This window comes from Methanolobus sp. ZRKC4 (assembly GCF_045291305.1).
In the GTDB taxonomy this organism is placed as follows: domain Archaea; phylum Halobacteriota; class Methanosarcinia; order Methanosarcinales; family Methanosarcinaceae; genus Methanolobus.
Genome location: NZ_CP146983.1, coordinates 1805095 through 1818161, shown reverse-complemented (window position 1 = coordinate 1818161; position 13067 = coordinate 1805095). Strand labels below are relative to the sequence as shown.

The 13067-nt window shown below is 41.4% G+C and carries 9 protein-coding genes; 5 read left to right on the top strand and 4 right to left on the bottom strand.

Annotated elements, in window-relative coordinates:
• The first annotated feature begins 406 nt into the window (after nucleotides 1–406).
• Nucleotides 407–1864, top strand: coding sequence for a hypothetical protein (locus V7O67_RS09325; RefSeq protein WP_342305096.1), 1458 nt, complete (start codon nucleotides 407–409; stop codon nucleotides 1862–1864).
• 722 nt (nucleotides 1865–2586) lie between these two features.
• A complete protein-coding gene (locus V7O67_RS09320) occupies nucleotides 2587–3309 on the top strand; it encodes a DUF5714 domain-containing protein (protein ID WP_342305097.1) in 723 nt (240 codons plus the stop codon).
• A 536-nt stretch (nucleotides 3310–3845) separates the two neighbouring features.
• Here V7O67_RS09320 and rnc read toward each other — a convergent pair.
• From rnc to V7O67_RS09305, 3 genes are all read right to left on the bottom strand, one after another.
• On the bottom strand, nucleotides 3846–4592 hold the full coding sequence (gene rnc, locus V7O67_RS09315; protein WP_342305099.1) for a ribonuclease III: 747 nt from the start codon (nucleotides 4590–4592) through the stop codon (nucleotides 3846–3848).
• 244 nt (nucleotides 4593–4836) lie between these two features.
• Nucleotides 4837–5028, bottom strand: a complete 192-nt coding sequence (locus tag V7O67_RS09310) for a hypothetical protein (protein WP_406669927.1) — start codon at nucleotides 5026–5028, stop codon at nucleotides 4837–4839.
• Nucleotides 5029–5139: 111 nt separating this feature from the next.
• Entirely contained in the window at nucleotides 5140–5775 is a 636-nt protein-coding gene (locus V7O67_RS09305; RefSeq protein ID WP_342305100.1) for a CDGSH iron-sulfur domain-containing protein, read from the bottom strand.
• Between the two features lie 766 nt (nucleotides 5776–6541).
• Here V7O67_RS09305 and katG point away from each other — a divergent pair.
• On the top strand, nucleotides 6542–8725 hold the full coding sequence (katG, locus tag V7O67_RS09300) for a catalase/peroxidase HPI (protein WP_342305101.1): 2184 nt from the start codon (nucleotides 6542–6544) through the stop codon (nucleotides 8723–8725).
• Between the two features lie 377 nt (nucleotides 8726–9102).
• Here the strand turns inward: katG and fen are convergent, their stop codons facing one another.
• Nucleotides 9103–10125 (bottom strand): flap endonuclease-1, encoded by a 1023-nt coding sequence (gene fen / locus V7O67_RS09295; protein ID WP_406669926.1) that lies wholly within the window; start codon nucleotides 10123–10125, stop codon nucleotides 9103–9105.
• A gap of 173 nt (nucleotides 10126–10298) precedes the next feature.
• Here fen and V7O67_RS09290 point away from each other — a divergent pair, with 173 nt between their 5' ends.
• Nucleotides 10299–10529: a ferredoxin gene (locus V7O67_RS09290; RefSeq protein ID WP_342306508.1), complete on the top strand. Its 231-nt coding sequence runs from the start codon at nucleotides 10299–10301 to the stop codon at nucleotides 10527–10529.
• 47 nt (nucleotides 10530–10576) lie between these two features.
• Entirely contained in the window at nucleotides 10577–12988 is a 2412-nt protein-coding gene (gene ppsA, locus V7O67_RS09285) for a phosphoenolpyruvate synthase (protein ID WP_406669925.1), read from the top strand.
• Nucleotides 12989–13067 lie beyond the last annotated feature (79 nt).

Genomic DNA, 13067 nt, shown 5'->3' with positions numbered 1-13067 from the left:
TTCCATTTCTCTTTTTTTATTTTGAATTGCATAATCGAGTGAGCAAATCAATCTTTTGATTATTTCCTTGATTTCAGGAAAACAACGTTTATTATAGTATTACTCTCCTGTATCATGTCATTTCCATAAATCACTTATTCAGTTTTTACTCTGCAGATTTTTGCTCAAAACATGAAAAGCAATTATTCCAGACTGTAATTGCTTGCTAAGCAAATGTTTCATAATTACAGATTTTATGGTGTCAATAAACTGCACGTAATCCATTGAAAATATTGGATCAACTACATGTTTTTTAAATCAGACCAGGATGTTCGTTATATGCATAAAAAATAGGTCAATTAATAAAGAAAGAAAGTAAAACCAAATTGCATAATAAATTAACAAATAAAAGGTTGAATGGTACAAAATGAAATCAAATTTAGTAGTAGTACTGATCCTGATAAGTATAATAGCGCTTTCGGGATGTACAGATATAAGTGACTCATATAAGCCTGGAAGCTTCGGAGCAACCGAAGAAGAGCAGCAGATCGTAGAGGCAGTAACGGATAAATATGGCGATATGACAGCCACAGGCGAACCACGACTTCTTGAAGTGATGATGACATCATCAACACAAAACTTCATACCAGTCGATAAAGTACTGAAATACTCAAAGGATTCAGAAGAATTATATGCATGGTTCATTTACGACAACTTTGAGAACGACATAATAAGTGTAGAATGGATCTACCTTGACAATGATTACTCGATCTACACATTCGAATCAGAAACCGGAGAAGATTTCGGACGCGGAACTTTCATACTCGAAAAACCAGATGACGGTTGGCCACTTGGAGACTACAAAGTAATAATAAGCGGAGCCGGAGTGGAAGAATCAGTAGAATTCGAGATAATAGACGGAGCAACTGTTTCAATACCACTTGATTTGCTGGACGGTACAACAATAGACAGCCAGCAGGCAGAATTTGGAAACACAGAAACAACTGAAGCACTACCAACTCCAAAAAGTGGATTCGAAGTGAAAAGCGCATCAAGTAGCTTCATTGGAGAATGGACTACAAGTTGGGGCGATATTATGACAGTCACACAATCAGGAGATAAGATAATAGGTGAATACCCAGACGATGAAGGGAAAATTGAAGGTGTTGTAAGTGGCGATACGTTCATAGGAACCTGGTCCGAAAGTCCTTCATACGCAGAACCAAATGATGCAGGTGACGTAGAACTTAAACTTAGCAAAGACGGCAATTCCTGGACAGGACAATGGAGATATGGATCTGAGGGTACAGCATGGGATGGCGTCTGGACAGGAACCAAGATAAAACAATCATCAACTACAAGCTCATCAGACATAGTGCCTGGCTGGTACCTCGTAGAAGTTGAAGACTACAACGAGGTAGAAGAGGCATATAACGACTACTACACATACGATCTCGAATACGAAAGAGGTAATGTCCTAACCAGTGACAAAGGAGAAGACGGCGAAACATTACGGGTAAGAACGGTCAGTGAAGAACCGAAAGAATTCTATTTTGCTGAAGAAGAGATCGCTATCAAAGTAAGAAAAGAAGGCGTAGTGATAGCAACTGGTAACATCGGAATGTCTGACACAAGCAGTATTAACATAGACAGGGCACGTATTGAACCAGGTGCAGCCACATCAGGCCAGTATTCCCTGGAAGATGAAATATATGGAACTTCCTTTAGGATGGGATGGAAAGATTCAAGTGGCGGTGTCAAAGAGGGCATTTTCAAAGCAAATGTACCGGGAGCTGGAGGATTTAGTGGGTCATTTGGAATAATTTACACATACTACAATGGCGGAATATACGGAACAAAATACATCTATGAATGGAGAGAGTAAATCTCTTCCATTTCTCTTTTTTTGTATCATTACATCATTTACTGAGAAAATCATTTTTTGATGCTTTTCTATACTTTAACGGAATCAGCATATCACTCTAGCATTTTTCGCATGCAATTGCATTATCGAAGCACCTCGCATAGACATATAATTTGCTTCTCCACTGCTATCAACTGTGAGTAACCATTACTAAAGAACAAGTATCAATAAAAATGAGAGTTGATTCACCTGAAAAGGATTGCTCTTGTAAATTCGTGTGGAAATATATCCATTGGATTCATAACTGTGCTATTCCCCAGACAACTGGCTAGCTCCATAGTGATACAACTCACGCTCAATGATCTTTTAAGAGTAGTATCAAAAATCGGATACTGAGAGAGAATCTTCATTACCCGATAACTATATATTTTCTAATATACTAATGCAGTGTATAACATACTATACCAGCTGTGATGATTGTTTTCGAATTCTTACTTTGTGATTTACAATTTCAGCAAAAGCTTGCGTTGCAGTCCAACCGTACTTTTGATACCACTTTCACAATTGAGGAAAAATGACGTTCAAGCGATATATATTCGCAAGTTATGTTGCAAAAAACAAATATATATTTTATGTAGGTGATCAAATTGGACATTACACACAAAAATAAAATAAATTGCTCTACATGTGAAATAAAAATCCTTCCAGATTCCCAGTTATCTATGCTAAAAACAGATAAAAAAATGAACTGTCTGGTATGTGAAGCTGAAGTTGAATATCTAAGCCAGACAATTAACTGTACATGTCATTATTGTGGAATTGAAGAGGAGTCTTACATTCAGTGCAAGAACGGTCATTACATCTGCAATGAATGCCACAGCCAGAACGCATTGAAGGTCATTGAAAATGCCTGTCTAAAAACTGAAGTGACAGATCCTCTGGAAATTGCAGAGAAACTGATGGAGCATCCTTCTTTTCACATGCATGGACCAGAACACCATGCTCTGGTACCTGGAGTGCTAATAGCTGCTTATCAAAATTATATTGGTGAAAGAAATGAAAAAGCGATCCTTGAAGTCATCAAACGTGGACAAAAGATACCAGGAGGTTACTGTGGCCTTTACGGAGCATGCGGAGCAGGAATCGGTGTTGGAGTCGCAGTTAGCGTTCTGCTTGAAGCAACTTCCCTGACTCCTGATGAACGTTCACATGCCATTGGATCTACGTCCAGAGCCTTGAAGCTGATTGCAGATGCAAGTGGAGCCAGGTGCTGCAAAAAATCAACCCGTATCTCTCTGGAAGAAGGAATGCTTTATCTTTCTGAGCTATTTGACCTTGAATGGCATAAAGATACTAATAAATCCGTAAAATGTGGGCACAGCATGCATAACAAAGAATGTGATGACAACTGTAAGTATAAGGATGAAAAGAATAAGGCTAATTTTGTGAATTTTCAAAATGTGTAGACTTTTCAATAATCAAAAAACTGGGTACGAAAAAGCAGACTTCCATATTAAGTTTAATTACACCAAGTGCAACAAGGAATGTGACAGGACTTGCAGGCATAGGAGTGATACCTGACTTCTATTCAAGAAATCCATTTTACTTTTTTATTGTGATTCTTTACTTACTTTGGTTCAAATTATAGCTGTAGCAAAGCCATGTTGAGATATAGGGAACTCTGATTTTTTGTACACAAGCCCTTTCAAAAAAAAAACATATAGTCAGAATATTGATGTAAATCAAAAAAAAGAATGTGATTATTGTCATCACATTCAAAGTTGAAAATTAGTAACTATTCAGCCTGATAAAAACACTATCAATAGCAATCTTGACAAAAAGTTGAGACCTACATTTTATTAGGATCATTAATTTTGATTGTTGTCATTGATTGCTTTTTTGATTCTTAGGTTGTTAGTGAGCAAACATCTCCGTTTTGATTAAATCAGTATCAATAGGCTAATTGTGGTAGGCTGAATAGTTACGAAAATTATAAAACTGATTATCCCATGTATTCTGTGTTTACTAAAGTTTGAAGGTATTTTTCAGCTGCATCAGCTTCCGCCTTCTTTATACCAAATCCTTCTCCAGTAGATACAGTAATACCACTTATGTCTAACTCAACGGTAAATTTCTTATTGTGATCCGGGCCTTCTTCCTTGACTACGAAATACTCATGTGCATCTAGTGACTGATCACAAATCTCTTTCACTGTTCCTTTTGGATTATCAATTTTTTTCATCTTTTCAATGTCTTTTAAAACATTAACTAAGTCATAAAGAATGTATTTTATAATAAATTCTTTTGCTTTTTTGTATCCTTGATCTTGGTCAATTGCACCAATTAACGCTTCCACAGCATTTTCATTTCTTGCTTTACGGCCTAGTTCATTGATGGCTTCCCCATTGCCTACTACCAAAATTTCATTCAATTCAATTTCTTCGGCAACCTTAGCTAATTTGTTTCCTTCAACATAATGTTTTTTTATGTCAGTAAGATTCCCTTCTCTTCCGGGATAATTCACATACAATTCTTCTGCTATTGCATGTCCTAAAGTAGAATCACCCAAAAATTCCAATCTTTCATTATGACCATCAATGAGTCCATATCGTTCTTTAAAATAGGGATTTTCATTTAAAAAGGATTTATGCATAAGTGCTTCTATTAAAAGACTCTGATTATTGAAATTAATGCCAATCCTTTTTTGAAAAATCTCCAAACTTACAGCTAATCTAGTATTTACGTTCATATTGCTTATCTCCTTTATTTGTTGTTTCTTTTGGTTTATATACAAAAACACAAGGAAATAGCAATAATAAAAATGAGGTATTAAAGCATCCGTTTTAGCAAATTAACCTCGAGAATCAATTTGCTAAAAGCATGCTTTAACATCTTACATTTATAACTGTTAGAGTTCCTTTCGCTTTCTATCGCTAATAAAGAACCATTGTACAAAAATCTTTTGGTTAAATAGACAAATTATGAAAATCACTTTATGACAAAATATTCAGCATCCCCCTCACATTCTTGCTCTTAAAATTTAACTTCCCTTCCTTTGCTTTTTTCTTCAAATAAATCAAAGTACTCCTATGCTTAATTCCTATTTGGCGTGCTTTCTCATGGGTTAGATTCAGGATGAAATCATAGACCGCTTTTTCATTGACAAACTCCTGAGCCTTCTTCACATCAAGCTGCTGCTCATCAATATTGTTAGCTTCCTTCTCAATATAAATAACAAAATCAGCCTTAACATGCTTTTTTCAAACATCCCAATATCCTAAAAAGAGAAAGTGGATTTAATTCTTATCATCCTTGAATTTAGCATTGGTGTGACTGCCGTCACAGAATGGTTTGTTTTTAGAGGCTCCACATCTGCAAAGAGAATAGTGGTCCTGTGTCTCGGGTATTGAACCATCGGGGTCATCAAGTTCTATCCCTGTAACATTGTAAGGTCCATCCTTTAGAACAAAGATTTCCGGTTCATGTGGATATTCTTTATGCATCTCCCCATTAATAGTATAACTCAATGCACCAGAAGGACATGTCTTGATGAGTTTTGCAATCTCTTCCGGGCTTACAGCATCCGGATATGCCCAGTGTTTTTCACCCTTTTTGAAAACAGAAGGCAGAGTGCGAACACAGTGACCTACATGGCAACACACATCTTTGTTACGGTGGATGCTAATGTTTTTTCCGACGTAAGTTTCAACTTTGTTGACAACACGGTCTTTTTCATTTTCCCCGGAAAAACCGTTCTTTGCATGTGTTCCATCACAGAATGGCATCTTTGCCGAGCCTCCACATCTGCAAAGTGTCATAACGGGTTTTGTCTCGATAAAAACACTCTTTGAATTCCTGAATAATTTAAGATCTTTGACAATATATGGTCCATTCTTTGATACTTTTATTGAAGGCTTGACTTCTTTATCCACTGAAACACCTCTGTAAAATTAAATCTGTGTGCATTAGATTTCTAGTTTTTGCAGGGAATAATTTTGTAACAAGATCAAACAAAATAATCTGGAAAAGGTATTCGGTCATTTTTACGATCTAAAAAAAGATGGTACATTCCATAAAAATATCGTAACTATTCAGCCTGGCACGATTTGCCTATTGGTACTGATTTCATCGAAATAGAGATGTCTGCTCACTAACAATCTAACAATCAAAAAAGCAATCAATAGCAACAATCAAAATAAATGATCCTAATGAAATTTACGTTTCAACTTTTTGTCAAGATTGTTATTGATAGCGTTTTTATCAGGCTGAATAGTTACAAAATATCAACAAAAACTCAAGATATCCTATTCATAAGAACCTTTTTATAGAGAAAAATTTAATCTTTTAATGGGTTAAAAGTGGGATAATTAAGAATTGAGCTTAGCTAGCTCTTTGCTTTTTGTTTCTTCTATATAATAATCAACAAATGAAGAAATAAAATTAAATGAGTGAAAAGAAATTTTTCCTTAACTACTGCATTTGGAATACCGGTCGTTGATGATTAAAATAACCTAGCAGCTGGCTCCAGATCTTACGCTCAAAAAATAGTGCAACGTTTTTCTAGCGATTTCTCAAGTCTCCCATTGTCATCAAAATCAATCGATAAGTTCGCTAACGTTAATTAGAGAGATGAACACCGAAGCACGATATTCACAGCAGCAAGGTGCATAAATTCAAACAAAGAAAGGAGAGAATATTATGGATGAAGATAGCAAGAAACCGGCAATGGGATTCACTGCCCAAGCTGGCACGTCGATTAAGGACTGGTGGCCAAACCAGTTAAACCTCAAGATTCTCCATCAGCACTCGAATTTGAGCAATCCGATGGGTGAGACGTTTAACTATGCAGAGGAATTCAAGAAACTCGACCTGCAGGCTGTTAAGAATGACCTCTATGCCCTGATGACCGACTCCAAGGATTGGTGGCCGGCCGATTGGGGGCACTATGGTGGCCTTCTCATCAGGATGGCGTGGCACAGCGCAGGCACCTACCGTATGGGTGACGGCCGAGGGGGAGGAGGTTCTGGAAACCAACGTTTTGCACCCCTAAACAGTTGGCCTGACAACGTGAACCTCGACAAGGCACGCCGGCTGCTCTGGCCGATCAAACAGAAATATGGAAAGCAACTCTCCTGGGCAGATCTCATGATTCTAGCCGGCAACTGTGCCCTCGAATCAATGGGATTCAAGACCTTTGGTTTCGCTGGTGGACGCGAGGACATCTGGGAACCTGAGGAGGACGTTTACTGGGGTGCTGAAGAGGAATGGCTGGCGACGAGCGATAAACCCAAGAGTCGCTACAGCGGAGATAGGGATCTGGAAAATCCCCTGGCAGCCGTGCAGATGGGCTTGATATACGTGAACCCCGAAGGCCCGGACGGCAACCCGGATCCGGTCGCATCTGGCAGGGATGTCCGCGAGACCTTCGCACGCATGGCCATGAATGACGAAGAGACCGTCGCGCTCGTCGCCGGCGGACACACCTTCGGCAAGTGTCATGGTGCAGGAGATGCTGCACACGTTGGTCCGGAACCCGAAGCTGCAGGCTTAGAAGAGCAAGGCCTCGGCTGGAAGAGCAGCTTCGGCATCGGCAAGGGCGGCGATACAATCAGCAGCGGTATCGAGGGCGCCTGGAAGCCAAACCCAACCACATGGGACATGGGCTATCTGAAAGTACTGTTCAAATATGAGTATGAATTGCTCAAAAGTCCGGCTGGTGCGAACCAATGGCTAGCCAAGGACGTTGAAGAAGAGGACATGATCGTTGACGCACACGACCCATCGAAGAAGCGTAGACCAATGATGACCACAGCGGACCTCTCTCTGAAGTTCGACCCGATCTACGAGCCGATTGCACGGCGCTACATGGAGAAAACCGAGGAATTTACAGATGCTTTCGCCCGCGCATGGTTCAAGCTGACCCACCGTGACATGGGCCCACGCTCTCGCTATCTCGGTGTGGAAGTCCCGGCAGAAGAACTTATCTGGCAGGATCCGGTACCAAAAGTCGATCACGAGTTGATTGACGAAAAGGATATCGCAGATCTCAAGGCCAAGATTCTTGCTGCGGGTCTGTCCATCCCGGAACTTGTATCGACTGCCTGGTGCTCAGCTTCGACATTCCGCGGCTCTGATAAGCGTGGTGGTGCGAATGGAGCGCGTATACGTCTCGCACCGCAGAAGGATTGGGAAGTAAACCAGCCAGCCCAACTGAAGAAGGTACTGGAGACCCTTGGGGGAATCCAAGGGGATTTCAACAATGCTCAATCCGGTGGGAAGAAGGTGTCACTCGCTGATTTGATAGTGTTGGGAGGATGTGCTGCTGTAGAGAAGGCTGCCGGTAAAAATGTGACCGTTCCTTTCTCGCCGGGACGCACCGATGCATCCCAGGAGCAAACCGACGTAGATGCTTTCGCCGTACTCGAACCAAAAGCCGATGGGTTCCTCAACTACCAGAAAGCCAAATACAGCGTATCGGCAGAAGAGCTGCTGGTCGATCGGGCTCAACTGCTGACACTGACCGCTCCCGAGATGACGGTTCTCATTGCCGGCATGCGTGTCTTGAATGCCAACTACAAACAGACGCAGCACGGTGTTTTCACCAAGCGACCGGAAACGCTCACCAATGACTTTTTCGTGAATCTGCTCGACATGAGCACGAAGTGGAAGGCAAGCTCAGACGATGTGTTCGAGGGGCATGATTACGCAACAGGCAACCTTAAATGGACTGCTAGCCGTGTCGACCTCGTCTTCGGTTCGAACTCCCAGCTCCGGGCCTTGGCGGAAGTCTACGGATATGAGGACTCTCTGGAGAAGTTTCAGAACGACTTTGTAGCGGTATGGAACAAGGTAATGAACCTTGACCGCTTCGATCTCGCCTGATTGTAGCATCAACGTCTTCGAGGGCTTCTAATGCATATTTAGAACGCGCAAGGAGGCTATTAGCAACATATGAGTGCGGTGTTTCAATACAATATGAAACGCTGTCCTCTCTTTAGACCCTTACAATTTTCGGGTCACAGAATCAGAGCCAAAAACACATTACAAATGCCAACAGTGTCTCTAATGTGTGTTTGTTTAAATGCTGCATAAACGTGCTCATTTTTGGTAAGGATAAAATAGGGGTTTAAAAAACAGTTCCCACAAATACATAGTTGAATTTGTGGAATGGACAAAACATTTAAACTTCAGTTGCCAGTCCACCTTTCGATGTCACTATTGCCAAATAGCATCTATTATACACTTTTTTATATTTGTCCTCACCAATCCCCAAGACAGGACTGGCACTCATCATTAGCTCTGTTCTCTAGGATCTCAGTATTCTTGAGCACCTGCTTTTCCGAAAAGTCTCTTTCAACAAGATAATCACACAAGGCCTCCGACTTCGGCGTCTTCCAACTAAGATTATAATCAATGGTTACGGGTGGATTCAGGAAGAATTCCCTAATCTCTTCTACTGAAGTACATGCCCTGATATCCTTGTTCTCTTCCCTGATTATGGTATCAATGTCCTCATGTTTACGAATAAGCTTGAGAGCTGTTTTTGCACCTACACGGTGAATTCCCTCATTGAAATCCGTACCTATACATATAGAAATATCAATTAGCTGTTCCCGGCTTATGTCTAACTGCTCAAGGGAGCCTGTCAGGGAAATATGCTCCGGGGTCTTTACAACGTACTCTTTCTTACCAGGGACCTTTCTTTTTCCACTGCTTCCCAGATTACGGATTACATTCTCTGCGCCGAAAAGGAAGACATCATAATCCTGAGAACCGACAAAATCCGCATCTCCCCTGGAAACCATGAAAGCCGCCTGTGCCTCGGCTTCTGATTCTGCCTGTATCCAGGGAATACCCATGAGTTCAAGGAGTTTCTTTGACTCATTAAGTATCTGAGGAGTAATCCGGGAAGTTGCTTGGGCATATTTTTTCATGTCCTCAAGGTTACCTTCGTCCTTAGCAATTTCATAATTAAGAACTGCTGCTTCTTTGCACTCCTTGCGTTTTTCCAGAGTATCTTTTTTCATTTCTGGCGGCTTGCCATCAAAGATAAAAATAGGTTTGATTCTTGAATCTCTTAATTTGCTCGTCCTTGAGAACAGACCTGTAAGGTGGGAAGTTGGATTTCCCTGGGAATCTGTTAGCGGTGAACCATCACGCTGGCGAATAGCACTCAGGAACTGGTAGATGGTATTGTAAGCGTCAATTGCAATTACTTTGCCGGAAAGTTCTTCATAAGTGATTTGATTTTTTATAAGTAGGGGTCCTATCTGCGTGCCCATGATAACCTTCCTTTTTTAGTATCCTTTTTATCCGTTGGTATTTTGTTTTCAATGGTCATTCTGGTTTATAGTGGTATGCCAAAAGGCATGATAATTGGCTTTTACTTTCAAGACTAATGTCTTATGTACTATGGAACTCAAATAATTATTATTAGTTTAAGGGGGAGTCAAATATAGCAAATAAAGATAGCAAAATGCCGGAGAATGTTCCAGGCCCATATTATGTTGATGAAAATTGCATAGCATGCCAGATATGTGCGGATGAGGCTCCGAATCACTTTAAAATGGCCGATAATAATTCGGGTGCCTACGTTTTCAAACAGCCGGAAAATGATGAGGAAAAAAAAGATTGTGAAAGGGCACTGAGTATTTGCCCGGTTGATGCAATAGGAAATGATGGCTAAAAATCTCGAATTGCACGATTAAATTGAATAACAAATGGAGTGGGGCCATGACATTAAACAGCAAGTACATACGATGGTTTGAAGAAATTACAATAGATGATGTTCCTCTGGTGGGAGGCAAGAATGCCTCCCTGGGGGAAATGTACAGGGAACTGACAGATAAAAATCTTAGAATTCCCAACGGCTTTGCAATCACTGCAGATGCCTACTGGCATGTGGTGAAATCTTCCGGTGCACTTGAAGAACTCAAGCAGACTCTCGAAGGGCTTGATACGGAAGATGTTCTCGAACTTTCCAAAAAAGGAAAGAAGGCAAGAGAGATTATTCTTGATGCAGGTATTCCCGATGATCTGTGGGATGAGATAAAAGAGGCCTATGATAAGCTCTGTGAACAGTACGGACCAGATACGGATGTAGCTGTGCGTAGTTCGGCAACTGCGGAAGATCTTCCTAATGCATCTTTTGCAGGTCAGCAGGAAAGCTACCTTAACATTCACGGTTACCACTCCCTCAAAGATGCCTGCAGCAGATGTTTTGCATCACTTTTTACTGACAGGGCAATATCTTACCGTGTCAATAACAACTTCGATCACTTTAAGGTCAGCCTGTCCATCGGAGTAATGAAGATGGTACGCTCAGACCTTGCATCAAGCGGCGTTATGTTCACCATAGACACGGAAAGTGGTTTTGAGGACGTAGTTTTTATAACAGCGTCTTATGGACTTGGAGAAAATATTGTGCAGGGTCTTGTTAATCCTGATGAGTACTATGTATTCAAACCCACATTGAAAGAGGGTTACAGACCCGTAATCGACAAGAGACTGGGTGAAAAAGCGATTAAGATGATATACGGTCGCGGTGATTCCAGGGTGCTTACCCGTAACGTGGAGGTGCCTGAAGCAGACAGGAAACGGTATTGTATCACAGATGATGAAGTGCTCCAACTGGCAAAATTCGCAATGACCATTGAGGACCACTATTCTAAAAAGAGAGGCAAGCATGTACCTATGGATATCGAGTGGGCAAAGGATGGCGAAACCGGGGAACTTTTCATTGTGCAGGCAAGGCCCGAAACCGTGCAGTCCCAGAAGAAAAAGGACACACTGGAGACATATATCCTGGAAGAAAAATCACCAGTTATTGTCACAGGCAGGAGTGTTGGTAATAAGATCGCTTCCGGAAAAGTACATGTTATCCCGGATGTGTCCGTGCTCCCATCTTTCAAAGCAGGAGAAGTACTTGTGGCGGATACCACTACTCCTGACTGGGAACCGGTAATGAAAAAAGCTGCTGCTATCATCACCAACAAGGGTGGGAGAACCTGTCATGCAGCAATAGTAAGTCGTGAGCTTGGAATTCCTGCGGTAGTAGGTGCAGAAGATGCTACAGAAAAATTGAACACCGATATGGATGTCACTGTCAGTTGTGCGGAGGGTGATGTCGGAAAAGTGTACGAAGGCATGCTCAAATTCCATACTGAAAGCATTGACCTTAAGGGAATAGAGAAAACAAAAACAGAGATAATGATGAACCTGGGCAACCCGGAAGAAGCTTTTGGCCTTTCAATGATACCGAATGACGGCATAGGGCTTGCAAGACTGGAATTCATCATTAACAGCTATATCAAAGTACACCCCATGGCGCTTATTCACCCTGAGAAGGTGAAAGATCCGGAAGTACTGGAAGAGATCGACAAACTCACAGGCCGGTACGAGAATAAAGCAGACTTTTTCGTGGAGAAACTCGCACAGGGTGTTGCAACCATTACAGCCGCATTCCACCCTAAGCCTGTAGTAGTACGTATGAGTGATTTCAAGTCTAACGAATATGCAACCCTGCTTGGTGGAAAGCATTTCGAATTTGAGGAAAATAATCCTATGCTGGGTTTCAGGGGAGCATCACGTTACTATGATGAAAGGTACAGAGAAGGGTTCGCCCTGGAGTGCAGGGCAATGAAAAGGGTCCGGGAAGAAATGGGGCTCAAAAATATCATTCTAATGATCCCGTTCTGCAGAAGAATAGAGGAAGCGGAAAAAGTACTGGAGGAAATGAAAAAGAATGGCCTGGAGAGAGGAAAGAATGGTCTGCAGGTTTATGTCATGTGTGAAATACCAAGCAACGTCCTACTGATAGATGAGTTCAGCAAGTACTTTGACGGTTTTTCCATAGGTTCCAATGACCTGACACAATTGACACTCGGTGTGGACAGGGACTCTGAGATACTTGCCGAAGCCTTCGATGAAAGAGATGAGGCGGTAAAGAAAATAGTCGCCATGGCCATACAGGGGGCAAGAAGAAACGGCAAGCATAGCGGGCTTTGCGGAGAAGCACCCAGTGATTTCCCTGAGTTTGCAGAATTCCTTGTAAGGGAAGAAATCGACTCTATATCTCTTAATCCTGACTCAGTAATGAAAATCGTACTGAAGGTGTTGCAGGTGGAGAAGAGGATGGGGAGGTGAAAGGAGGGTTTAATATTTTGTAACTATTCAGCCTGACTGTTTTAATGATGCAAAAAACAATATACTATGGCTTCATTCT

Excerpts from the sequence above, each read along its gene's own strand:
- V7O67_RS09325 (WP_342305096.1), top strand. The coding sequence starts at position 407 with ATGAAATCAAATTTAGTAGTAGTACTGATCCTGATAAGTATAATAGCG.
- ppsA (WP_406669925.1), top strand. The coding sequence starts at position 10,577 with ATGACATTAAACAGCAAGTACATACGATGGTTTGAAGAAATTACAATA.
- katG (WP_342305101.1), top strand. The coding sequence starts at position 6,542 with ATGGATGAAGATAGCAAGAAACCGGCAATGGGATTCACTGCCCAAGCT.
- rnc (WP_342305099.1), bottom strand. The coding sequence starts at position 4,592 with ATGAACGTAAATACTAGATTAGCTGTAAGTTTGGAGATTTTTCAAAAA.
- V7O67_RS09320 (WP_342305097.1), top strand. The coding sequence starts at position 2,587 with ATGAACTGTCTGGTATGTGAAGCTGAAGTTGAATATCTAAGCCAGACA.
- fen (WP_406669926.1), bottom strand. The coding sequence starts at position 10,125 with ATGGGCACGCAGATAGGACCCCTACTTATAAAAAATCAAATCACTTAT.